This window comes from Shewanella sp. SP2S2-4 (assembly GCF_031932025.1).
GTDB classification, from domain to species: Bacteria; Pseudomonadota; Gammaproteobacteria; order Enterobacterales; family Shewanellaceae; genus Shewanella; species Shewanella baltica.
In genome coordinates this window covers 143992-166386 of sequence record NZ_JAUOER010000009.1, presented here as the reverse complement: position 1 = coordinate 166386, position 22395 = coordinate 143992, and the positions used below count along the sequence as shown (strand labels likewise).

The 22395-nt window shown below is 45.8% G+C and carries 22 protein-coding genes; 9 read left to right on the top strand and 13 right to left on the bottom strand.

Annotated elements, in window-relative coordinates; translation table 11 throughout:
• On the bottom strand, nucleotides 1-453 hold a 453-nt coding region (locus tag Q4Q54_RS09725; RefSeq protein WP_311988331.1), incomplete at its 3' end, for a LysR family transcriptional regulator.
• A 121-nt stretch (nucleotides 454-574) separates the two neighbouring features.
• Between Q4Q54_RS09725 and Q4Q54_RS09720 the strand changes: the two genes are divergently transcribed.
• The gene (locus Q4Q54_RS09720; protein WP_311988330.1) at nucleotides 575-1228 is read left to right on the top strand and encodes a TetR/AcrR family transcriptional regulator; all 654 of its coding nucleotides are present in this window, start codon (nucleotides 575-577) and stop codon (nucleotides 1226-1228) included.
• Here Q4Q54_RS09720 and Q4Q54_RS09715 read toward each other — a convergent pair.
• Complete coding sequence (locus Q4Q54_RS09715; RefSeq protein ID WP_311988329.1) at nucleotides 1212-2588, bottom strand: ATP-binding protein; 1377 nt, start codon at nucleotides 2586-2588, stop codon at nucleotides 1212-1214. The genes Q4Q54_RS09720 and Q4Q54_RS09715 overlap by 17 nt on opposite strands.
• A complete protein-coding gene (locus Q4Q54_RS09710; RefSeq protein ID WP_006079731.1) occupies nucleotides 2576-3262 on the bottom strand; it encodes a response regulator in 687 nt (228 codons plus the stop codon). The genes Q4Q54_RS09715 and Q4Q54_RS09710 overlap by 13 nt, the downstream gene beginning before the upstream one ends.
• A gap of 284 nt (nucleotides 3263-3546) precedes the next feature.
• Between Q4Q54_RS09710 and Q4Q54_RS09705 the strand changes: the two genes are divergently transcribed.
• The 4 genes from Q4Q54_RS09705 to Q4Q54_RS09690 all read left to right on the top strand — a co-directional run bounded on the left by Q4Q54_RS09705 (nucleotide 3547) and on the right by Q4Q54_RS09690 (nucleotide 6230).
• Nucleotides 3547-4056 (top strand): Spy/CpxP family protein refolding chaperone, encoded by a 510-nt coding sequence (locus tag Q4Q54_RS09705; RefSeq protein WP_113941370.1) that lies wholly within the window; start codon nucleotides 3547-3549, stop codon nucleotides 4054-4056.
• A 51-nt stretch (nucleotides 4057-4107) separates the two neighbouring features.
• Nucleotides 4108-4998 (top strand): cation diffusion facilitator family transporter, encoded by an 891-nt coding sequence (locus tag Q4Q54_RS09700; protein ID WP_006086520.1) that lies wholly within the window; start codon nucleotides 4108-4110, stop codon nucleotides 4996-4998.
• 14 nt (nucleotides 4999-5012) lie between these two features.
• Entirely contained in the window at nucleotides 5013-5465 is a 453-nt protein-coding gene (locus Q4Q54_RS09695) for a hypothetical protein (protein ID WP_311988328.1), read from the top strand.
• A gap of 207 nt (nucleotides 5466-5672) precedes the next feature.
• Nucleotides 5673-6230: a porin family protein gene (locus Q4Q54_RS09690; RefSeq protein ID WP_311900643.1), complete on the top strand. Its 558-nt coding sequence runs from the start codon at nucleotides 5673-5675 to the stop codon at nucleotides 6228-6230.
• Between the two features lie 139 nt (nucleotides 6231-6369).
• On the opposite strand, the gene glnG is transcribed toward Q4Q54_RS09690, so the two are convergent.
• The 8 genes from glnG to Q4Q54_RS09650 all read right to left on the bottom strand — a co-directional run bounded on the left by glnG (nucleotide 6370) and on the right by Q4Q54_RS09650 (nucleotide 13783).
• Nucleotides 6370-7782 (bottom strand): nitrogen regulation protein NR(I), encoded by a 1413-nt coding sequence (gene glnG, locus Q4Q54_RS09685; RefSeq protein ID WP_006079736.1) that lies wholly within the window; start codon nucleotides 7780-7782, stop codon nucleotides 6370-6372.
• Nucleotides 7783-7820: 38 nt separating this feature from the next.
• Nucleotides 7821-8867 carry a nitrogen regulation protein NR(II) gene (gene glnL, locus Q4Q54_RS09680; protein WP_259484011.1) on the bottom strand — a complete coding sequence of 349 codons (1047 nt, stop codon included), beginning with the start codon at nucleotides 8865-8867 and terminating at the stop codon, nucleotides 7821-7823.
• 153 nt (nucleotides 8868-9020) lie between these two features.
• Complete coding sequence (locus Q4Q54_RS09675; RefSeq protein ID WP_311988327.1) at nucleotides 9021-9527, bottom strand: DUF4124 domain-containing protein; 507 nt, start codon at nucleotides 9525-9527, stop codon at nucleotides 9021-9023.
• Nucleotides 9528-9720: 193 nt separating this feature from the next.
• Nucleotides 9721-10347: a glutathione S-transferase gene (locus Q4Q54_RS09670; RefSeq protein WP_311988326.1), complete on the bottom strand. Its 627-nt coding sequence runs from the start codon at nucleotides 10345-10347 to the stop codon at nucleotides 9721-9723.
• A 135-nt stretch (nucleotides 10348-10482) separates the two neighbouring features.
• Nucleotides 10483-11175 carry a type 1 glutamine amidotransferase domain-containing protein gene (locus Q4Q54_RS09665; RefSeq protein ID WP_107403286.1) on the bottom strand — a complete coding sequence of 231 codons (693 nt, stop codon included), beginning with the start codon at nucleotides 11173-11175 and terminating at the stop codon, nucleotides 10483-10485.
• A gap of 71 nt (nucleotides 11176-11246) precedes the next feature.
• Entirely contained in the window at nucleotides 11247-12404 is a 1158-nt protein-coding gene (locus Q4Q54_RS09660; protein WP_311988325.1) for an iron-containing alcohol dehydrogenase, read from the bottom strand.
• Nucleotides 12405-12587: 183 nt separating this feature from the next.
• Nucleotides 12588-13184 carry a TetR/AcrR family transcriptional regulator gene (locus Q4Q54_RS09655; protein WP_006086531.1) on the bottom strand — a complete coding sequence of 199 codons (597 nt, stop codon included), beginning with the start codon at nucleotides 13182-13184 and terminating at the stop codon, nucleotides 12588-12590.
• Nucleotides 13185-13471: 287 nt separating this feature from the next.
• Nucleotides 13472-13783 carry a pyrimidine/purine nucleoside phosphorylase gene (locus tag Q4Q54_RS09650; protein WP_311988324.1) on the bottom strand — a complete coding sequence of 104 codons (312 nt, stop codon included), beginning with the start codon at nucleotides 13781-13783 and terminating at the stop codon, nucleotides 13472-13474.
• A 358-nt stretch (nucleotides 13784-14141) separates the two neighbouring features.
• On the opposite strand from Q4Q54_RS09650, the gene Q4Q54_RS09645 reads away from it, so the two are divergent.
• Nucleotides 14142-16097: a methyl-accepting chemotaxis protein gene (locus Q4Q54_RS09645; protein WP_259544441.1), complete on the top strand. Its 1956-nt coding sequence runs from the start codon at nucleotides 14142-14144 to the stop codon at nucleotides 16095-16097.
• A gap of 139 nt (nucleotides 16098-16236) precedes the next feature.
• Here Q4Q54_RS09645 and ovoA read toward each other — a convergent pair whose 3' ends face one another.
• Nucleotides 16237-18351: a 5-histidylcysteine sulfoxide synthase gene (gene ovoA / locus Q4Q54_RS09640; protein WP_311988323.1), complete on the bottom strand. Its 2115-nt coding sequence runs from the start codon at nucleotides 18349-18351 to the stop codon at nucleotides 16237-16239.
• Between the two features lie 353 nt (nucleotides 18352-18704).
• Here ovoA and Q4Q54_RS09635 point away from each other — a divergent pair, with 353 nt between their 5' ends.
• On the top strand, nucleotides 18705-19100 hold the full coding sequence (locus tag Q4Q54_RS09635; protein WP_311988322.1) for a hypothetical protein: 396 nt from the start codon (nucleotides 18705-18707) through the stop codon (nucleotides 19098-19100).
• Nucleotides 19101-19140: 40 nt separating this feature from the next.
• Here the strand turns inward: Q4Q54_RS09635 and Q4Q54_RS09630 are convergent, their stop codons facing one another.
• Nucleotides 19141-19323 carry a hypothetical protein gene (locus Q4Q54_RS09630; protein WP_311988335.1) on the bottom strand — a complete coding sequence of 61 codons (183 nt, stop codon included), beginning with the start codon at nucleotides 19321-19323 and terminating at the stop codon, nucleotides 19141-19143.
• A 360-nt stretch (nucleotides 19324-19683) separates the two neighbouring features.
• Between Q4Q54_RS09630 and Q4Q54_RS09625 the strand changes: the two genes are divergently transcribed.
• Nucleotides 19684-20526, top strand: a complete 843-nt coding sequence (locus tag Q4Q54_RS09625) for a PfkB family carbohydrate kinase (protein WP_311988321.1) — start codon at nucleotides 19684-19686, stop codon at nucleotides 20524-20526.
• 326 nt (nucleotides 20527-20852) lie between these two features.
• The gene (locus Q4Q54_RS09620) at nucleotides 20853-22313 is read left to right on the top strand and encodes a sensor domain-containing diguanylate cyclase (protein ID WP_006079749.1); all 1461 of its coding nucleotides are present in this window, start codon (nucleotides 20853-20855) and stop codon (nucleotides 22311-22313) included.
• The last annotated feature ends 82 nt before the right edge of the window (nucleotides 22314-22395 follow it).

The window sequence follows — 22395 nt, the reverse complement described above, 5'->3', positions numbered from 1 at the left end:
AGGTGGCAGCCAGTGAGTGGCTACAATTAAGTCAAATTCCCCTTGGTGGAGGCGTTTAAATAGATTACCACTGACATCGGTATCTATTACCAACTCTATACAGGTGAACTCTCGTATAAATTCCAATAAGCAGCTACTGAGGTAGCGCGTAATATAATCGGTCGGCACCCCAAGGCGGATTATCTCTCGGTTTTGGCAATCTTTAAGATCGTCTAGCGCTTGGGAGTTGAGCTGCATCATTTTGTATGCGTAGTTAAGTAGTGTCTTACCTGAATCGGTGAGCGTTACCCCTTTATTGTCGCGCAGCAATAGAGGCTGTCCGACACTCTCTTCCAGTTTTTTTATCTGCAAGCTTAATGTCGATTGCGTTCGACAGATCTGTTCGGCAGCTTTAGATAAATTGCCGCATTCTGCAACAGCGATAAAACTTTCGAGTAATTCGATTTTTAACATGGGGTATTGAGTTTGCTCATAGTGGTATCAGTATTACTCAATATCGACTGGTCACAAACCCTGTTATCGTTTGATTGTGAGGTTGCAATGTTTTTGTTTATTGAAATGTGACGGGGTCGCTATGAGTAGCTGGGAACAAAGAACGGATTATCTTGTTGAGGTTGCGCAGCGATGCCTTAGGGGGCATCAAAGTTTTGATTTGTACCGTTCTCATCTTGTTGCTGCGAGTCAAATTTCCAAAGGAACCATCTATAATCATTTTACAACAGAGGCTGATCTAGTGGTCGCTGTCGCTTGTGCTCAATATCAGGATTGGTTGATTTCGGCGAAGCAGGATCGGCAACAATATAGTGATCCTTTTGAGTGTTATCTGTTTCATCATTGCCAGCGCTTACATGATGTTTTAGCCCATAAGCGTTTCGTGATAGAACGCGTAATGCCTAATCAAGAGTTGTTGCTGCAAGCCTCGGAGGTTTATCGTCATCGATTTAGTGATTTGCTGGATCAATATAAAAAATGGAATAAAAACATAATTTTATCCGTTGGCGAACGCCCCGGGTTTGATCGTTATGAATTACTCAAAAATTATATTCGCGGTACGATGATCAACAGCGATGATGGCAGCAAACAATGCGGCGATGTGCAGACCTATTATCAATTTAGCTATGCGATGGGTCAGCTGATGGGACATTCGGATAAGCGAATTCCCACCAAACAAAAATTTACCGATTGGCTATTACAGCTACATGGTCAAGCTGCTACCTCGGCAGCGTGATCGTCACTTCAAGTCCGGTTGGGATGCGGTTCTCGGCTTTAATCTTACCCTTGTGGGCGGTAATCGCCGCTTCAGTGATTGCCAGCCCAAGTCCCCAGCCACCGCTTTCTCTTTGCCGTGCAGAGTCAGGGCGATAGAAGGGTTTGAAAATGGCATCGAGTTCGGTGGCATCTATGCCTGGTCCATCGTCTTTTATCGTGATTTTTACTTGATCAGCTGTTGCACTCGCCTGTAACTGAATGTCGCTTGCGGCATAGCGAATTGCATTACGCAGCAGATTTTCAATCGCGCGGGAAAGTGATTTAGGAAAATGCGCTAACTCAATTTCTTCATCGATATCGATAGTAATGCTTTTACCTTGCTGTTCTGCTTCAAATTCCGCATCGTCTAAAACTTGGCTCAGGGATTCTGCCAAGCCTAAATGTACTTTGGTTTCGTTAGTGCTGAGCTTGACCCGCGAGAGTTCTAACAATTCACTGATAAGCTTTTCGAGTTGCTCGGCTTCATAGCCGATACGATCCGTTTCTGCCGTTTGCTGGCCCTTTTTACGGGCGAGGGCTAACGACAATTGTAAACGGGTGAGCGGGGTACGTAGCTCATGGGAAATATCGCCCATCAATCTCTGTTGATTGTTCATCATAGATTCGATGGAGTCGGCCATGCTATTGAAGGCCTTAGCTAATTGGCCTATTTCATCTTTACGCTGTGTAGTGGACTTATCGACACGATGACTTAAGTCACCCTCTGCGAGGGCATTAGCACTCTTTTTAAGTGAATTTAATGCTTTACCTAAATGCCACGCGAGCAGGCCACATAATAATCCTGATAGGAAAATTGCTAGGCTTAAAGTTAATAACTTATTTTCGGCGAAGAAGAAAAACCAAGGCCGCGGATGGTTATCCGGCAGCCGGCCGTAGAGCGAATACGTCTCTGCGCCCAGATTGAATTGAAAGGGGCCAAACACCAGCTCATCTTTAAACTGATGGCTAATAGGTTGTTTTTCTTCATCGGCCATCAACATAAAGCTGCGCACACCGCGACTCACTCTGTGGGTGTTGACGACTTGGCCTTGGCTGTTGACGAGATAAACCCGTAGCGGCTTGCCTTCCATGTCTCTGTGCCTTTCCCAGCGACGAAGAAAGTCGGATTCCAGTAAGGCAGGATTTTCTTGAATGCGCTGCGCTATGGTCGATAGGACTTTTTCAAGGTGAGGTGGCAGCGGTGCACGGTCGTGACTCTGCTGCAGCAAGGGTAACAGACCGACCAAGGCAATGATCAGCGAGCTGCAGAGCCAGAATCCGAGCAATAATTTGATAAATAAACGATTAGGCACAGTCGATACCGCCGTTATGGAAGCCAAATATAACCTTTGCCACGGATGGTTTTCACCCTTGGCCGCCCATCGCTACGCTCGGGGAGTTTTTTACGTAGATTCGATAAATGCATGTCTAAGCTGCGATCGAAGGGCATGAGTTTTTTGCCGAGCACTTTCTCGTTTAACTCTTCCTTGTTCATCAACTCGCCAGCGTGCAGTGCTAGGGTGTGCAGCAGAGTGAATTCTGTGCCTGTAAGTATGATCAACTGCTCGTTACAGTAAGCCTCTTGGCGCGATGGGTCTAAGCGTAAATCGCCAAATTCTTGTGCGGGCGCGGCATGGATTTCTTGGGTTGTTAAGTTCGAACGACGAATAATGGCGCGGATACGGGCGATTAACTCTCTGTCATTAAACGGCTTTGGCAGATAATCATCGGCGCCGATTTCAAGCCCAACTACGCGATCGATTTCATCGCCGCGGGCGGTCAGCATTAATACTGGCGTTTGCTTGTGCTGACGCAGTGCACGCAGGACTTCGAAGCCGTTCAATTTAGGCAGCATGACATCGAGTAAGATCAGATCGTAATCCGCACTCAGTGCCAGATCTAAACCTTGTTTACCGTCGTAGGCCAAGGTTAATTGAAACCCTTCTAACTCGAGCAGTTGCCCTAGTAGCTCCGATAAACCCAGATCGTCATCGATTAATAATATCCGACTCATACTGTTCCTTAATCTCTGTAATATGGCCTTATGCGCCCATGTAATACTGGCACTTTTAGCGCTTTGGCTGAGTATACCTGTTTTGATGTCAATTGCTGTGTAGCAATGTAAGCCAAAGTAAAGAATAGAGTTATTGCCGCAACTTTACAGTGATTTACTCAGGCAACGCCCTCACTTACATATAGGGGTTTAGACTGGAAGGGTCGAAAGTGACTCGGCTTAAAAGGGTCGTCACTGTGTCTTATTAATTGCCATATTAAAGTTGAACCATCGAGGTTAACACTATGAAAACATTATCACCTTTGAAAGCGAGCCTGTTTGCCATTCTAGCGAGTTCTGCGGTTTTCGCGACGGCAGTTAATGCTGCACCTAAGGATGCTGGCTGCGACTTCTCTAAATCTGAATTCCATAAAGGCGACCGCATGGAACATGGCGGCCGACATATGGACCACGGTGGCATGCATCGTATGTTTGAAGGGCTCGATTTAACGGATGCCCAGAAAGCTGACGTCAAAAAGTTGTTTGCCGATCAGAAAGCCACGCGCGCTGATAATCGTCCAACGAAAGAGGAACGCTTGGCACATCGCACTGAGATGCAGGCCTTAATTACCGCGCCTAGTTTTGATGAAACACAAGCAAAGGCACTGATGAGTGCGCAGCAAGAGCAGCGTCAAACTCAAGCCATTGAACGTATGAAGCTGCATAATCAAATATTTAATCTGCTGACACCAGAGCAGCAAGCTAAGTTTAAAGCGAGATTTGAAGCACAAGCTGGTAAAGAACCTCGCGGTTAAGCGTCTTAGCTGATATACAATAGGGTCATAGCTTCTCAAGATAGATCCCTTATGACTCAAACTTCCCAATACGATTTTTGGGTCAAACTGGCTAGCCGCGCTTCCGTGGCTACCGCTTTGATCCTTATTCTTATCAAGATGTTCGCTTGGCTTTATTCCGGCTCTGCCAGTATGTTGGCATCTTTGACGGATTCCTTTGCCGACGCACTCGCTTCCATCATCAACTTTATTGCGATTCGTTACGCGCTTGTGCCGCCGGATCATGACCACAGATATGGCCATGGTAAGGCTGAGCCGTTAGCGTCTTTAGCGCAATCCGCCTTTATTATGGGCTCCGCTTTCCTGTTGCTTTTTTATGGTGGCGAGCGGTTATTAACGCCCGTTCCCGTTGAGAATGCCACCATAGGTGTGGTGGTTTCTGTTATCGCGATTATTATGACTTTAGCTTTAGTGACGTTGCAAAAACGCGCATTAGCGGCGACAAAAAGCACTGTTGTCGAAGCCGATTCACTGCATTACAAGTCAGACTTATTCCTTAATGGTGCGGTACTGTTAGCACTCGTCCTATCCCAGTATGGTTGGTGGTGGGCTGACGGTTTATTTGCAGTAATGATTGCATTCTATATTGGTCATCAAGCCTTTGGCTTGGGCTATCGCTCAATTCAAGCCTTGTTAGACCGAGAGTTAGACGAAGAAACTCGCCAGCAAATCACGCAAATCGCGATGGAAGATCCACGGGTGCAAGGGCTGCATGACTTACGTACTCGTCAGGCTGGCAAAACCGTTTTTATCCAATTCCATTTAGAGCTTGATGGCAATCTGAGTTTGAATGAAGCCCACAGTATTGCCGATACGACAGGGATAAAGGTCAAGGCCGCCTTTGAAGATGCCGAGGTGATTATTCACCAAGACCCAGTCAAACCTGAAGTCAACGAAACATAAAGTAAGGGCAAGCGATGGCATGGATGCAGAAGCAAGGTCACAGATGGGATCATTCCACTCGATTGATATGTCGCTATCAGAGGCTATCGACTCGCTTTGAGTTGATAGTTGAATCTGATATTCGTGATGTGAACGTTCCTGCAGATGCGGAAATTACGGTCTCAACTCAAGCGCTGTCCTCGAGAGTGAATCAAGCAGATAGTACAGTCACTCCTGTGATAGCGGTGGCTTGGAGTCAGTTAGTCCTGCGTAAACATCTTTATTACCTACCGCAGAAAATTGATTTTGAAATATCTAACCAAACTTATCGAGTCCATATCTGGCCATTATTCCTTTGGCGCACCCGTATTATTTGTCTAGCGACTGGCCGAGTTGTCGTATCCGAATGTTTAGATGTGAGAAGGCGTTGTTCCCTCATACGTTGGCTATATGCCAGTTTTATAGGATTGTTGCGGGTGCTAAGTTAACATCGTTAATTGTTTCAATTTAAAAAAAATACTTACAGTAAGTATGGTTTTGCTACATAGCGAATAACTAAAACTTCCATTTTTCGACTCAAGCTGAATCAATGCTGTATGGTTTGTATTTTGGTAATTTAAACCATGACACTTCTTAATTGCTTATTGTAATATCCGCGCTGTCTAATACTTACGTTAAATCATTAGGGAAATATGATGAATAAGTTATCAATTGTTGCTATCTCTTTACTATCAGCATTCGCGGCTACTCAAGTATCTGCTGCAACCGACACGACAGGATTTTATGTGGGTGGCGCATTAAATAGAGTCACAGCAGATACTTTTGGTGGTTCAGAAACCGGTACTGGTGTAGGCGTATACGGTGGCTATAACTTCAATGAGTGGTTTGGTTTAGAAGCTAACCTGTTCGCCACTGGCGACTTAGGCGATAAGGATGTTGATATTAGTGCTGGCGCATTAAGCTTCACACCTAAATTTACTGCACAAATCAATGATATTTTCTCTGCCTATGCCAAAGTGGGTATCGCATCTATGGCTGTGAATGTTGATGGCTATGGTTACGATGAAGACTTTACTGGTTTTGGTTGGACTTACGGTGTAGGCGTTAATGCCGCCGTAACAGAACACTTAAATATCCGTGTAAGCTATGATGTCACTACGGGCGATTTAGATGCAGACCGTAGCTATTTAGGATTAAAAGATATAGACACCGATATTAAGCAATTCGCTGTAGGTGTGCATTATCAATTCTAATTTCTTTATATTTGGCATATTTAATTAATGCCAATGAAAAGAATTTCAAATAAAAAGGGATATGAAAATATCCCTTTTTACTTTTTTATTATTAATAATCTTGTGTCGGGATTACGAGTGATAACGTTATTTTATTTACTCAATCCATCGACAGCTCTTTGAGTTTTCGCGTTAAGGTATTTCGTCCCCAGCCTAAACGTTTCGCCGCTTCTTGTTTATGGCCTTGGGTATGGCGCAGCGCAGTTTCTAGCAGTATGCGTTCGAAAGCGGGTTGTACCTCAGTTAATAGATCGCTGTTTCCTTCCGAGAGTTTTTGATCTATCCACTCAGTCAGTGCCGATTGCCAATCTTGGCTGCCTTTCGCCGTGTGGGTGACACTCACAGGATCTTTCAGTAATTCTGGCGGTAAATCTTGGGGTAAAATTTCTTGCCCCGATGCCATAACGGTTAACCAGCGGCAGGTGTTTTCGAGTTGTCTGACATTACCGGGCCAAGGTAATTGGGATAGTTTTACCGCGGTTTCCTTGGTCATTATTTTAGTTTCTACACCAATTTCCTTCGCTGCCGAGGCGAGGAAATGGGTGGCGAGTTGGGGAATGTCTTCCCGTCTTTGTGACAGTGGCGGTAAGTGCACGCGGATCACGTTGAGGCGATGGAATAAGTCTTCCCTAAAGCCGCCTTTTTGCACTAATAATTCAAGATCTTGGTGAGTCGCCGCTATAATACGCACATCCACTTGCACCGCATTATGACCACCGACGCGGTAGAACTGGCCATCGGCAAGTACTCTGAGTAACCGTGTTTGTACATCTAGCGGCATGTCGCCGATTTCATCTAAAAAGAGGGTGCCACCGTTTGCTTGTTCGAACCGACCTTGGCGGACATTGGCTGCGCCAGTGAAGGCACCTTTTTCGTGGCCGAATAGCTCTGATTCGATCAAATCCTTAGGGATCGCAGCCATGTTCAGCGCGATAAACGGCTTATCTTTACGTGGGCTGTGTTTGTGTAACGCGCCAGCCACTAATTCTTTACCCGTCCCCGATTGGCCATTGATCAGCACGCTGATCGACGAGCGTGAAAGCCTGCCTATGGCGCGAAACACTTCCTGCATAGCTGGCGCTTCACCTATGATTTCGGGTGTTTTGACTTGGGCTTCCTGCGCGGGTGCGGGGCTCTGTTCAGTGGCATGGGTGAGTGCGCGCTCGACCAGAGAGATCGCCTCATCGATGTCGAAGGGTTTAGGCAGATACTCAAATGCGCCCGCTTGATAGGCACTGACGGCGCTGTCTAAGTCTGAGTGCGCCGTCATAATGATCACGGGAATATGGGGGTAATGCACCTGCAATCGTTCGAGTAGACTTAACCCGTCCGTGCCTGGCATACGGATGTCCGACACTATCACGTGCGGTTGCGATATTTCTAAGGCCTGCCACAGGGATTCGGCGGCGGCAAAGCTGGCGGTACTGAGCTTGGCACCTTGTAGTGCCTTTTCGAGTACCCAACGTATCGAGCTGTCATCGTCGAGGATCCACACTTGTTCACTAATTCGCATCTTGCTTCCTCATACGGTATGGGTAGGTACTGTCGAAATTATTTAGCGCCTAAAATCGGTAATGAAATGATGAATTCGGTGTGCCCAGCGCTGGAGAGGCAATCGATTCTGCCCGAGTGTAAACGGGCAATATTATGGGCAATTGAGAGGCCTAAACCTGAACCTTGCTCACGGCCTGTCACCATTGGATAAAATAATGTGTCCATCAGCTCAGGCGGTATGCCGGGGCCGTTGTCGATAATCGATAGGGTTAACACTAGCTTGTGGCGCTGTGAACCTATAGTGACTTGGTGTTGAGTGCGAGTGCGGATCAAAATCTCGCCGCCCGTATGCTCAAGCGCCTGCACCGCATTTTGTAAAATGTTGAGCACGGCTTGCTGCATTTGGTCTGGGTCCATCTCGATATCGGGAATGGATGGATCGTAATCCCGTTTAAGCTGAATGTTAGCGGGTAGCGCCATTTCAACTAATTTATAGACCTTTTGCACCACTTGATGGATGTTGTGCAGACTGTGCTGTGTTGGCCTTTGGGGGCCGAGCAGGCGATCCACTAAATTACGCAGTCGATCGGCCTGCTCAATGATGAGGGTAGTGAATTCCTTCAGCGCCGGATCATCCAGCTCCCGCGATAACAATTGCGCTGCACCGCGCAGGCCGCCTAAAGGATTTTTGATTTCATGGGCTAAGTTGCGCACCAAAAACTGCGCCGCTTGTTGCTGTGCATCTTGACTCAGCTGCTGATGAATGCGTCTTTGTTGATCGACTTGGCGCAGTTCGAGCAGGCTGAGTTCAGCCTCGTCATCGAGGGGAATAAGGGTTAAATCAACGGTATGGTGCTGGCCATCGAGCGTGACTAGGGCCGCTGTATTGACCGTTAAACCTTGGCCAGCTGTTACTGCATCCCTCAATAACTGGGCTTCGACACCGAGGATTTGATAATGCTCAGGCAAAGCTTGTTCTACGAGTCTATGGCTGCCAACACCTAATAATTGCTCTGCTGCTGCGTTGGCATAACAAGGCTTAAGATCCTTATCGATGACAAGTACAGCGGTAACTAAATGATTGAGCAGTGTCTCTTTATCCATCGACCGTTCCTAGAAATAGGGTTGCACCACTATGGTGCACCAATCTGGTGCAAGCTGCAACTTGTCTTCATCAAACGGTTTAGTCTTGGGCGTTTAATCTAACTCTATGTATTTAAAGTTTTTATACTAACTTTATCTATGCATTGAGTGGCATTAACGCTTAGCTGCTTGATGAAGAAATATCTTTCTTGGTGAACTTGATGCAAAGACTTTGCCGTTTTGAGTCAAAGCGTCAACGACTAAGGTATGTTCACCCCGGTCGATGTTTTTGAGTTTGAAGGTACCGCCAATTTGCGGCTGACCGACGGGGGTGCCATCGAGTTTGAGGACCATTAAATACTGGCTTTTTAGCTCAGGGGTGATAGTCGCAACGACGTCGAAATCGCCATTATTATCTCTGACGGTTTCTTCTTCTGCTGGGGAAGTGATATTAACTTTATATTGAATAGATTCAATTGCTTGGTTTGCGTTATTTGAGTCTGTTTTGGGCTGAGGAAGGGCAATTTGATTTAAGGTCTTCTCTTTTAGCTCAACGACTTGGGCATTTGGCTGCGGCTCATCTGAGTAATGGACTTTGCCATCTTTATCGACCCATTTATAAACCGTCGCTTGCGCTAACATGCTAAATAGCACTAAGCCGATGAGTGTGAGTGAACGCATGCTAAAGTCCCTGTAGCCTTGAGAGAGAGTTAATCAAGATTAGTCTCTTTTACATCAAAAATCATGGTGTTTGTTATGCGGCGTCGCTACATGGAAGGCGTAAAACGCGACAGGAAAGGGAGAGCTAGAAATCGGACTGGGTTGAACGAACTGAAGTTCGGGCACACTCATGTACCCGAACTCGAGTTGTAAATTACACGCTTGCGTCGAGTTGTTTCTCGATCTCACTCGCTTTAACCCAAGCGGCATGCTGGGATAATTGAGTGGCATAGCGTTGAATGTGTTCAAATTTTTCGAGGTCGCCACTATTAGCCAGTAGCTCCACCACGAAGGACATCATGATATCCGCACCTGTGAGCTTGTCTGCAACCAAGTAGGTTTTACCGGCCAACATATCATTGAAGTAGTGGCTTATCTTACTGACTTCTATCGCGGCATAACCTTCAAGGAAGTTGGTTTTACAGCCATCCTTTTGCACGAACATACGCAGTAACAAAGGTAGCATGGCTGAGCTTTCGGCAAAGTGTAGCCATTGCAGATAATCGATGTAGTCAGCGCTGTCTCTAGCGGGGGCTAAGGTATCAGCCGCATATTTTTCAATCAGATACTCAGTGATCGCGCCTGACTCCGCAATCACTTGACCGTCCATTTCGATAACGGGTGATTTGCCCAACGGATGAATTTGCTTAAGTTCGGGTGGCGCGAGAAAAGTCTGGCTATCACGCTGATAACTCTTAATTTGATAAGGTTGACCGAGTTCTTCTAGCAACCAGATGATACGTTTAGAGCGTGATTTATTGAGATGGTGCAAGGTGATCATTGGCTTCCCTTTCGACTGTGAGAGTACATTTTTAGCTATCGCACCATTATGGTGCGATAGCTATTTCTACCGCATTTAGCACACTCGAGCTTGTCATTATTCACTTCAAGCTGAGTGTGTCGCGTCATTTATCGCTTAACCTCTGGCGTTCAGTTGCGCGACGATGGCCTGAGCAACGGCTTCGGATGATCCTGGGTTTTGACCTGTGATCAAATGGCCATCTGCGACAACAAAGCTTGTCCAATCATCACCTTTGACATAAGTGCCGCCGTTTTTCTGCAGCATGTCTTCGACTAAAAATGGCACGATATGAGTAAGTTGCACGGCTTCTTCTTCAGAATTACTGAAACCGGTAACGCGCTTGCCGCTGACCAATGGCTTACCATCACTGGCTTTAGGGTGCAGCAGTGCCGCAGGCGCATGACAGACGAGCCCTAGGGGTTTATTCGCTTGATAGAACTGTTCAATCAAGGCGATAGAATGTTTATCTTCGGCAAGATCCCACAGTGGGCCGTGGCCGCCTGGATAGAAAACCGCATCATAATCAGCTGCGTTAATTTCACTTAAGCAAGTGGTATTTGCTAGCAGTGCTTGTGCCTCAGGATCTTTGCTAAAGCGCGCAGTGGCTTCAGTTTGAAAGTCTGGCTCATCACTTTTTGGATCGAGCGGGGGTTGACCGCCCAATGGCGAGGCTAAGGTAATGTCAAAACCTTTATCTTTAAACTCATAAAAAGGTGAGGCGAATTCTTCGAGCCAAAAGCCGGTTTTTAAACCTGTGTCGCCGAGTTTATCGTGTGAAGTTAGTACCATTAATATATTCATTTTCATACCTTTACCTAAGTTGCTCACATCAATACGTGTGAGCTTTGGGTTTAGTTCAATCAGGATACCATTTGACGTTATAGGGCTAAGGTCAAAATGTCACGGCTCATTGCTGGGTTAATGTTGCCATGTTCGCCGAGTGCCACCATGCCGTGCAGTTCAAGCTGTTTCACTACGGTATCAACGTGGCTGGCATCGAGATCATAGGCAGATAAATGTGTCGGTATGCCCATGGCTTCGAAGAAAGCCTTAGTTTTTGCAATAGCGGCATCGATGCGCTCGTCATCGGTACCTGTGTTGATGTGCCACACGCGGTCTGCGTATTGGAGTAATTTTTCGCGCTTAGCCTCTTTGGTACATTGCAGCAGAGCAGGCAATACGATTGCCAATGTACGCGCATGGTCGATGTCGTAAAGCGCAGTCAGTTCATGGCCTATCATGTGGGTTGCCCAATCGTGCGGAACGCCTACGCCAATCGTGCCGTTGAGTGCCATAGTGGCAACCCACATTAAGTTAGCGCGAATGTCGTAGTCTTCGGGTTGAACCAATACCTGTGGACCAAGCTCAATCAAGGTTTGTAACAGACCTTCGGCAAATCTGTCCTGTACGGCGGCGTTAACGGGGTAAGTGAGGTATTGTTCTGTGATATGCACAAAAGCATCGACTACACCGTTGGCCACTTGGCGTTCTGGCAGGGTGAAGGTTTTCGTCGGATCGAGTATTGAGAATTGTGGATAAACCAAGTCATTACGGAATGGCAGCTTAGCTTGTAGTGATTTTCTGGTCACTACGCTGGCGTTGTTCATTTCTGAACCCGTCGCAGGCAAGGTTAATACTGAGCCAAAAGGCATAGCTTGAGTTACTTTTGCGCCCCAGCTAGTAAGAATATCCCAAGGTTCACCTTCGAATACTGCTGCAGCGGCAACAAATTTAGTGCCATCGATAACCGAACCACCACCCACTGCGAGCAGGAAGTCGATCTTCTGTTCGCGCACTTGGGCGACGGCTTTCATTAAGGTTTCATAGGTTGGGTTTGGCTCAATGCCATCGAACTCGACAACGAAACGATTGCCCAATGATTGTTTAACTTCATCTAGCGTGCCGGTTTTTCTGGCGCTGCTGCCACCAAAGAGGATCATGACTTTAGCATCGCTCGGTACTAAAGCATCTATTTCGTCGATAGTGTCTTTACCAAAACGGATACGGGTTGGGTTGTAATAGTTAAAATTTAGCATGGATGATTTATCCCTTATTACTTTAAGTGAGTTACTTTAAATTAGCAGTGTTAAATGCGCTGCGTTAATTAATCGCCTATCAAATTAGTAGACCAGTCGTCTAATTTTGGGGAGTGAGAATGTATTCTTTAAAAATCTGGGCTGACTGATATCAGCCAATATTAGTTTTGAGTCGGTATTAGGTTAAAGGGCCGTTTTAGGCGTTAAAATGGCTTTAGTCGTCACTAGAGCGCGTTCGAGTGCCGCAGGGCTGTGGCCTAATTTATTCATTAAGCTGGCGCCTAACCACATGTGATACAACATTTCTGCGGTCGATTGCGGATCTTGCTCGGCGATTGAACTGTCGTTTATGCCAACTTGAACACAAGTGGTTAACCTGTCTATGATGCCGGCGGAACCTTTAAGTAAGGCAACTCGCATGGCTTCGGATAAATCGGCCACTTCAGCGCTGAGTTTCACGACTAGGCACTTTTGATCTACGCAGCCATCGGCTTGTACGTGCAACCATTGTTGCCAGTACTGCATCAAGCGTTGATAGCCCGTCAGCGTCGAGTCATTGAATAATGCGTCTAAATCTAACTGATATTTTTCGAAATAATCAGTTATGAGCGCTTCGCCAAATTGTTCTTTGGATTTGAAGTAATGATAAAACGAGCCTTTAGGCACTTCGGCGGCTTGCAGCAGTAGCGATAAGCCGACGCTGGAGAAGCCTTTACGTACGATCAGCTTGTAGCCGATGTCGAGAATGTGCTGGCGAGTGGATTGAGTTTCAATTTTCATGTGGGTTAGAATAAAACAAATTAGACCGGTCGTCTAGTGTTGTTTTTATCGGCGATATCAACACGCCCAATTTAGTCTTCTTTAAGTCGCGAGGTTTAAACTGTCTTGGGTCTGCCTAATAAAGCTATCAAATTGATAAAAAGCCAGACGGATAAAGCATGCAGAGGGTGAAATTGTGGTAAGGAGAAATGGTTCGGTAAGACAAAATACCCACAGTGCTGAGATAAACCGTCACTGTGAGCATTAGATTCATAATTGATATTGAAACTTTTACTCAATCAAGATGATTAGAGGTAACTGCAACAATATTCTGCAATGGCTGTGTTACGAATTTTAAAGCTGACATTTGCAGCCAGTTCAAATTGAGTTCCTTCGCTAAATTCTTGCCAAGTTATTGTTTCTGGCAGTAACACCTCAAAACGGCCGCTAGTCACTTCCATGATTTCGCCTTGAGAAGTCGAGAACTCATATTCTCCTGGTAATACAACACCTAAGGTTTGCTTGCTGCCATCTGCAAAAAATACGCTACGGCTAGCCACTTTGCCATCAAAGTAAATATTGGCTTTTTTAGATACTGACACTTGCTCGAGTAAACTCATTATTAATCCTCTTTAAATTGGCTTGAGGTGAATTTATATGCATATTTAATAATTTTCAATGCATCATTTGTCGTGTGGATGTGCGTATGGAATATAAGTTGATGCTAACGTTCGGTTTATAGAGTGTTTTCCACTCTATCATTTTGTTTGAAATGGTCGGTATGGCTTGGCTGTCATTTAAAGTTATTAATCATTTTTCTATTTAAAAATAATTGGTTGGCAGCATTTAGGTGAACTTTTGATGAAAATAGTCGGCATCGCTTTGTTTAGCTGAGATTCTTCTCCTATAGTTTTAGGGCAGATTTAATTTTGCAAAAAGTGAATGAATGGAATTAGAAGCGCGACAAGGAGTCTCACCATGGGTTTTACTCGTAAAATTCAGCTGATCAGTTTATTGATTGTCCTATTACCCCTCATATTTGCTACCGCGATAGTGACTTACATTGCTCGGGATGAGTTATTTGCCGAGGCTCAGTCTCGTTTAGTGGCGGTGCGCGAGATCAAGCAGCGACAGATTGTCGGTATGTTTCAGGACTTTTCAGATAACCTGCAGGCCGTTAGTGCGGTGATCGCCAGCCAAAAAAGCCTCGATACTATCTCCGACCTTGATGAGACCTTAAAGTCGTTAAATAAGTCTTTAGGTTTCTATGATCTGTTCATCATTCGGGATGACGGCACTGTGTTTTACACCGCCGCGAAGGAGTCGGATTTCGGCACAAATCTTCGCACTGGGCCTTATCATGATTCGGGATTAGCGCAGTTATTCAATAAGGCTTTGGGGGCTACTGGTACTGTATTATTGCAAGACTTCTCCGCATACGCCCCTTCAAATGGCCAACCAGCGGCATTTATTGGTCAGTCGATTCAATTCAATCAGCAAAGATTAGTGGTGGCGGCTCAAGTATCAATTGACCGCATCAACCGAGTTATGCAGATCCGCGAAGGTATGGGACAAAGTGGCGAGACCTATTTAATTGGCCCCAATAATCGCATGCGTTCCGATTCTTTTCTTGACCCGAACAATCGCACTGTGACCGCTTCCTTCGCTGGAACGGTTGCCCAGAATGGCGTCGACACACTTGCGGTGAAAGAGGCGTTGGCGGGTAAGACTGGTGTGATGCAAGTGAATGACTACAATCATAATCCAGTGTTATCTGCTTATTCTCCCGTTGTTGAACTTGGCTTACGTTGGGGCTTGATGGCTGAAATTGACGTAAGCGAAATCGCGGCGCCGGCTTATCGAATGTTGTTTATTGGCTTATTTGTTTGCGTGGCGGCCTTAGTGCTGGCATTCGCTGCTGCTAAGTTAGTCACAGGATTTGTGTTGAAGCCACTCGGCGGTGAGCCTGAGGACATGTGCAATTTGACCAGCATGATCGCCTCAGGGGATCTCACCCATAATCTGCCCCATGTTCAAACGGATAATCATCTGATGAGCTGGTTGGCCAGGATGCAAACAAAGCTCAAAGAAATCATTAGTCAGCTGGTGGGCGTTGGACATGAACTCGAATCCGCCGCGGAACAAAATTCTGCCGCTATGACCCAAGCCGATTGCAGTATTCAGATGCAGGCGAAAGAGACCGATATGCTGGCAACCGCAGTCGAAGAAATGAGTTATGCCGCCGCGGAAATCAGCACGAATACGCTTAAATCCTCTGATGAAGTCTCTGCCTGTACTCATTCGAGTGAAATTCTTTCGCAAAATTTAGCCAGCACACGTAAAAGCTTGAAAGTGACCTTGAGCAGTTTTGCGACCATACATCAACAGGTGGGCAGCCTTGAGGCTGACAGTCAGAAAATCGGTTCGGTATTGGCTGTGATTAATGCGATTGCTGAACAAACGAATCTGCTGTCACTTAATGCGGCGATTGAAGCAGCGAGAGCTGGTGAACATGGTCGTGGCTTTGCCGTAGTTGCCGATGAGGTGCGCCAGTTAGCAGTTAAGGTTCAGTTGGCTACTCAGGATATTGGTCAAGTGTTAAAAGGCATTCAACAGCAATCTGGCGTGTTGGCGCTGCATAGTGTGACTTGTACAACTGAAGCCTCTAAAACCGCAGAAGATGCCGATGGCATGCAAGCCGCAGTGGATGACATCGCTTTACGTTTAGAAACCTTAAAGGCATTAATGATCCAAACCGCCACCGCCGCGGAGGAGCAAACAACGGTTTCGGCAACGATTGCACAGGGGATTGCTGGCTTGAGCGTGGCGGCGGAAGAAAATAGCGCGGCGATCAGCCAAGTGGCGGCGAGTACGCGCAGTTTGTTAGGGTTAGCGAATCAGCTTGGTTTAACAACGGCACAGTTTAAGGTGTAGGTATTTGCGCTGTATTTGCCGTGTTCAACCTTAGTTGATGCTGCAAATATGACTGAGCTGGATGTTACACATCCGCCAGAAATGGATTTCTGGCGGATATTTTTATTGAGACTTCAGTTGTTTATTCCATGAGAGAGCATTAACGCTTACGCCAAATTGTCATTTCGGAGATGGAATGTTGGAATTTACGTTTTGTCTCGCGGATGACGAAGGGAATCTCCTTCACTGCGACCAGCTCAAATTGGCCGATCAAGGTTTCGGTCAAGCCATCTAAGGTGGTGAAGTTCTCTCCTTTGACTTTAACACCACCGAGCCATTTATCCTTGGGCGTATAATCCTCCAGCCAAGTGTACGGCGAAGTAATAACAAGGTATCCACCTTGATTAATCCGCTGGGCAATACTGGTTAAAAAGTGCTTAGGATCGTTCAGTCTGTCAATAAGGTTCGAGGCATAAACCAAGTCATAACCTGTATACATTGGCTTTAAATTACAGGCATCACCTTGCATAAAGTTGACTTTTTTCGCCTCAAGGCCATAGCCAAGTTTAGCTAGGCTCGCGCTCTTAAATTCCTGTAAGTCGCCCTCGGTACGTATGGTGTAACGTTTTTCACCTTGTTCGGTCAGCGCATAGGCCTGTTGAATAAAGCGCGCCGAAAAGTCGATACCATCAACATGATCAAACACTTTTGCCAGTTCAAAACTCGCTCGACCTACGGAGCAGCCGATGTCGAGGGCTTTGGCGGTATGGGTGAGTTGAATTTCACTGAGTGCTTGCTGCACGCCATTGACACAGAAGTTAGCAACCCCGAAATATTCGGCGCCGTAGTGGAATTCAAGGTATTGGGAAATCAGTTCATCAGTTTCGTACACATTGACCTCGGCCATTTGGGCGGGATTTTGCGTGGATTCCACATAGCGGAAGCCAGCGTGTTGATAAAAATGTCGACGAAACGCATAGCGTGACGAAGCAATGGCTTCATTACCTGTGGAGATCCACGAACCACCTTTGATGAGATTATGCTTACCATCGAAGGTTGGAGTCGAAAAATCATCATAGAGTGGATGCACGGCAAAACCGTTAAAGCCGTCGATTGCGGTTTCTGTCCATTGCCAAACATTACCAACAATATCGAAAAAGCCATTATGTTCGAAGCGATTCACTGGGCAAGAAGAGGCGTAATAAGCCAAAGCAATATTGCCCGGTACTTCATGCCAGTCTGGCGCATCGGCAGGTACACTCTCACGTAATATGTACCATTCGGCTTCCGTCAGTAGGCGAATATTGCTTTGCTTTTGCTCGGCTTTCCAATTGCAGAAGGCTTTAGCTTCGAGTTGATTCACTTCTACCGGCCAGTTTAATGGCAGCGGGATTTCTTCGGTTAAGTTACGTTGCCACCATTTGTCTTGTTTTAAGCGCCAAAAACGCGGCATTTGAGCTTGGGTATAGGCAAGCCAAGCTTGGCCTTCTTCATTCCAAAATTGGGGTGAGCGATAACCGCCAGCCTCGACGAATACGAGATACTCTTGATTCGAGACTAAGAATTTAGAGGCCTTAAAGTCGGCAACATTAAAGATTTTATGGCCGTATTCGTTGTCCCAGCCGTAGGTTTGATCTTGTTCAGTTTTACCTAAGGTCACTTTTTGCCCTTTTACAGCTAATAAACTGTTGGCCTCGGCAGGGGCGGTGTCTTGGCAAGCAGGCCAGTAGCTGTTAGGTGCGATAAGTTCCAGCGGCAGTTGGCGGATGATCACCGATGAGGTTTCTAAGTGAATACGCTCATGTTCAATGCCCATTAAAATGATCCAAGCTGGGCTGTCTTGAGTGAGCGGCAGCGCCAGCGGCATTTCATCAATCACGCGATTGACGACAGCGTTAACTTGCTGGCGATAGCTTCGCACTTCTGCCACGTTCGGCCATGGATAATGTTGCTCGTTCAGATCGTCCCAAGACATCTCATCGACACCAATGGCAAACATGGATTCGAAGTTATCGTTTACCCGTTCGTCGAGAAATTTGCCGAGTTTGAGCTTGTTGATATAGAAAGTGGCCGTATGGCCAAAATAAAAGATCAACGGATGACGCAGCGGCTCGGCTTTGAGGTAATAGGCGCTATCTTCTTGGATCAAATCAAACAGTGACTCGTACAGAGCCCATGTCTGATTAAAGTACTGCTTAAGCTCTTGACGCTTTCCTGCCTCAGTTTCACCAATGAGCTTAAGGGTTTGAGGGGGTTGCGTTATGGGCTTATCCATAGGCAAGTAAACTCCGTATTTATCGGCCTGCGCTGCAAGCATGGGGACATGAATCTATCGTGTGTGACTCTATACGCGATTACTGGGCTCAGGATCACTTTGTCAGCTTAATGTGTCGATTTGATTTACAAACTAACAGAAACACGAATTGAGTCCAACATCAGCCACTGGCGCTAAAACATCTCGGATATGACCTTTAGAGTTAAGAATATCTTACAAAGGAAGTGAGCATTGCGTTTTGTGATACCAGCCTTTTTAGGATTAAAATTATTTTATCCCTGAAGAGTATTTTCTCTGTCGGGGTTAAGGCAGAATGATCCCGTCCGTAAAATTATTATGCAGGATATAACGGGATGACAATTAACGCATTATGGATACCCGCCTGGTACGAACTTGATCAATCGATCGTAATGGGTGTGACTGAGGAGTTTGTCTTTCATAAGACTGTCGCAAACGAGGCGTTAACGTTTTACAGCGGTGCAAAGGGGAGCGATGCCGTTAAGGCAACGGGAACCATTTCGGCCATTAAACATAATGTCTTGGGGGACATTGAAAGTGTCGATGCACAGGGGCTCGATTATACGCTGGTATTGCAAGATGGACGGCGTTTGTTAGTCAATGCTGAGGAAAATCCAGGATTGATTTATGAGTGGGTTGATGACAGTTGGCAGCCGTCAGATATGGTTATCACAGATTGGACGTTGGCAGTACAATTTGCGTCTTTATCACCATTGACGCCAATAAAGTAATTGAAGATTTATGGTTAAGTGACTAAATAGGTAAGTGCAGTTAACGTTCGGGAGCTGACGTTGACTGCACTTTTACTAGCTCTGCAAGTTGTTGGTATTCTTGTTTTATTTCTGCCACATACACATCGTGAAAATCTAACTCATTAAACTCATCAAGGCAGAGCTGGTAACGGCGTAGCTGCTCAGCTTTTTCTTCAGCGGTATCCCATCTTTCCATTAGCATAGCGTTTGATTCCATTCATAAATTTAATTCCTTATTCACTTCACATATTTTAACGACAGTTATTGCTATTTAACTGAGCTGGTTTGAAGTTTGTTGTATGCATTTATGCCGTTGGGCGTCATGCAATATAGAAATCTATTTTAAACAGAGGGTTGAGCTGAAATAGTCAGTTTTACCGTATGGTGATGGACTTTTCTCCTTATCTTATTCGGGACAAATGCTTACACAGGCGTCAGCCATAGCCTGATTGTGTTGCTATCTTGATGATTGGATTGTACCAGTGAGCATTTTGCTCTAGATTGATATTTCTTTGTTTTCATCTTCTGGTCTTGAGTCTTTTTTGCCCTTTGGAGCCGCGTAATGGCGAATATTTTGTTAGTTGCCAATCTCAACTGTGATCGGATTTTACTGCTTGATAAACCTTTAAAAACAGGTGGTCGTTTCCATTATCAAGATGGTGGACAAAGGCTCGGTGGCGGCGGGGCAAATACCGGATTAGGTTTAGTTTGGGCTGGGCATAGCGTCGCGTTGGTGAGTCAAGTTGGTCGTGATGATATGGGGGATTGGTTGATTGCAGAAGCTAGCACTCAAGGGCTCGATTGCCGTTTAGTGCAGCGCCGTGCCAGTAATACTTGTGAAATGCTGCTCGTAATGACGCCAGACGGCGAGCGAACAATTATTCGGCCACAAAGACCCATATTTGAATTATCGGTACCGCCGAAGTGGCAATCATGGGATGCGTTATATTTTAATACTTCCGCTGAAGGCACTGTTAGTTGGGCAAAAACAGCTTTAGAACATTGCCTAGTGGTCGCGCAATTAGCCAAGGATGATAGGCAGAGACCTTGTCATATTTTGCTGGCCTCTATGAGCGATATGCAGGGGAGGTGTGAAGCGGCATTCTGGGAGTATGGTGTGAGTATTGCTGGCAATTCATTAGGTTATTTTATTGTCACCGATGGCATCAATGGGGCTAAGGTTTACACGCACGATCAAGTGCAGCATGTTGCGGCTATCCCTGCCACTGTAGTTGATACTACAGGCGCTGGCGATGCCTATGCCGCAGGACTTATCCATAGTCTATGCACTGGCCAGTCGATTACTGAGGCAATGGCAGAAGGCGCAGTGTGGGCGGCGTTTGCAGTGGCAACCGATAGTTCTATTCCTGGTGAGGCACTAAAACAGTATTTAGAGGCGAAGTAAATCGCATGATAAATCTGCGGGCGAGCAGTTTGAGTCATCTTTTTGTTATACGTCCTTGCTAGAGTATGTCTTGTGGCGCATAGCTCTTGTCCCTTAACGTTTTCTTGTGCTTTTCTCCCATTTATTGGTTAGTATGTTTTTTGCCTCGTTTCCCCAACGAGGCATTTTTTTGCTCAAAATAAAGTTATTCCATCGCAGAACATTCATAAGGTTGAAATGTTGTGCGGCCATGGCGCAATTGCGTTAACATTTATTCAACTAAAATAGTTATCGTGACATTAAAATAATAAGCCACTCAAGGTGTTCTGTAGTCTTTGGAGTTGAGAATGGGCAATAACGCTTGGAATGATAAGAATAAATTTATTTGGTTGCTCTCTGTTCTGCTTTTGGTTGCCTTTTTAGTGACCAGTGGTATCAGTTACAAGGTGGCCCATGACTCACTGAGTCAACAAATCGAGAGTAATACCCTACCACTCACAAGTGACAATATTTACTCTGAAATTCAGCAGGATTTGCTGCGACCTATCTTTATTTCATCCTTGATGGCGCAGGATACCTTTGTTCGCGATTGGACATTAAGCCACGAGCAAGAGCCAGAAAAACTGATCCGTTACCTTAAGGAAATCCAAGAGAAATACGATACAGTCACCAGTTTTTTTGTGTCAGAGAAAAGTCGGCATTATTACCACTCCACGGGTATTTTAAAACAAATCCAAGATGTTGAGCCCGATGATGCTTGGTACTTTCGAGTGCGCTCTTTACCCGAATCTGAGCATTATGAGGTCAATATTGATGCTGATACGGCGGACCGCAGTAAAACAACCGTATTCGTAAACTATAAAGTTTTTGATTTTGAAGGCAAATTTATAGGCGTTACCGGTGTGGGTTTGGCGGTTGAAAAGGTTAAGTCTCTCATCGAGCTTTATCAAAAACGTTATAACCGTCGTGTGTTCTTTACCGATCGGCAGGGCAATGTCACTTTGCATGGCGATGAATATGATGGTGCGGATTCGCTGCAAACCAGTCCCGGGCTTGAAAATTTAGCGACGCGTATTTTAACCAGTCCAAGTGCGGCTTTTAGCTACCAGAGAAATGGTAAAACCGTTTATCTCAACAGCCGTCTAGTCCCTGAATTTAAGTGGTATTTGATTGTTGAGCAGGAAGATGCGCCTCAGGAGCGGGAGTTACTGAATACTTTTTGGGGCAACTTGGGCTTAAGCCTAATGGTGACCCTAGGGATTTTATTCATCTCCAACATGACCTTAGGTCGTTATCAGCGCAAATTAGAAGTGATGGCGTCTACCGATAAGCTTACTGGCGCCGCTAACCGTCAGGTATTTGATGAGTACTTTAGGCAGGCGTTAGATAAGGCTAAGTTGGCACAATCGCCGATTTCAATACTCTTGCTGGATATTGACCACTTTAAAAAAGTGAACGACAGCTATGGGCATGGGATTGGTGACTTAGTATTAAAAACCATGACGAATATGCTGCGTGGCGCGCTGCAGCAACAGGATATTTTATGTCGTTGGGGCGGCGAGGAGTTCTTGATTTTACTTCCGGGGATGGATTTAACCCGAGCGGCAGAACTGGCTGAACAGATCCGTGAGCTTATTTTTCAGCGGGAAATTAAAGTGAATGGATTACATATTTCTATTACTGCCAGTATCGGCGTCGCCGAGCATCAGGCGCAAGAGCCTGCAGAAGATCTGATCAAGCGTGCCGATCTGGCCTTGTATCAGGCTAAGGAAGCCGGTCGAAATCAAGTGGTGTTAAATCATTCATAGATTCAGCCCCGTGCTTATTGGTGGCAAGATGTCGCCTACTTTTATGAGTTATTGAGCAAGTTGATTGTGTTACTGGCGTATC

Coding starts and splice junctions, on each gene's coding strand:
- Q4Q54_RS09720 (WP_311988330.1), top strand. CDS start 575: ATGAGTAGCTGGGAACAAAGAACGGATTATCTTGTTGAGGTTGCGCAG.
- Q4Q54_RS09710 (WP_006079731.1), bottom strand. CDS start 3,262: ATGAGTCGGATATTATTAATCGATGACGATCTGGGTTTATCGGAGCTA.
- Q4Q54_RS09705 (WP_113941370.1), top strand. CDS start 3,547: ATGAAAACATTATCACCTTTGAAAGCGAGCCTGTTTGCCATTCTAGCG.
- Q4Q54_RS09700 (WP_006086520.1), top strand. CDS start 4,108: ATGACTCAAACTTCCCAATACGATTTTTGGGTCAAACTGGCTAGCCGC.
- Q4Q54_RS09695 (WP_311988328.1), top strand. CDS start 5,013: ATGGCATGGATGCAGAAGCAAGGTCACAGATGGGATCATTCCACTCGA.
- Q4Q54_RS09690 (WP_311900643.1), top strand. CDS start 5,673: ATGAATAAGTTATCAATTGTTGCTATCTCTTTACTATCAGCATTCGCG.
- glnG (WP_006079736.1), bottom strand. CDS start 7,782: ATGCGAATTAGTGAACAAGTGTGGATCCTCGACGATGACAGCTCGATA.
- glnL (WP_259484011.1), bottom strand. CDS start 8,867: ATGGATAAAGAGACACTGCTCAATCATTTAGTTACCGCTGTACTTGTC.
- Q4Q54_RS09675 (WP_311988327.1), bottom strand. CDS start 9,527: ATGCGTTCACTCACACTCATCGGCTTAGTGCTATTTAGCATGTTAGCG.
- Q4Q54_RS09670 (WP_311988326.1), bottom strand. CDS start 10,347: ATGATCACCTTGCACCATCTCAATAAATCACGCTCTAAACGTATCATC.
- Q4Q54_RS09665 (WP_107403286.1), bottom strand. CDS start 11,175: ATGAAAATGAATATATTAATGGTACTAACTTCACACGATAAACTCGGC.
- Q4Q54_RS09660 (WP_311988325.1), bottom strand. CDS start 12,404: ATGCTAAATTTTAACTATTACAACCCAACCCGTATCCGTTTTGGTAAA.
- Q4Q54_RS09655 (WP_006086531.1), bottom strand. CDS start 13,184: ATGAAAATTGAAACTCAATCCACTCGCCAGCACATTCTCGACATCGGC.
- Q4Q54_RS09650 (WP_311988324.1), bottom strand. CDS start 13,783: ATGAGTTTACTCGAGCAAGTGTCAGTATCTAAAAAAGCCAATATTTAC.
- Q4Q54_RS09645 (WP_259544441.1), top strand. CDS start 14,142: ATGGGTTTTACTCGTAAAATTCAGCTGATCAGTTTATTGATTGTCCTA.
- ovoA (WP_311988323.1), bottom strand. CDS start 18,351: ATGGATAAGCCCATAACGCAACCCCCTCAAACCCTTAAGCTCATTGGT.
- Q4Q54_RS09635 (WP_311988322.1), top strand. CDS start 18,705: ATGACAATTAACGCATTATGGATACCCGCCTGGTACGAACTTGATCAA.
- Q4Q54_RS09630 (WP_311988335.1), bottom strand. CDS start 19,323: ATGCTAATGGAAAGATGGGATACCGCTGAAGAAAAAGCTGAGCAGCTA.
- Q4Q54_RS09625 (WP_311988321.1), top strand. CDS start 19,684: ATGGCGAATATTTTGTTAGTTGCCAATCTCAACTGTGATCGGATTTTA.
- Q4Q54_RS09620 (WP_006079749.1), top strand. CDS start 20,853: ATGGGCAATAACGCTTGGAATGATAAGAATAAATTTATTTGGTTGCTC.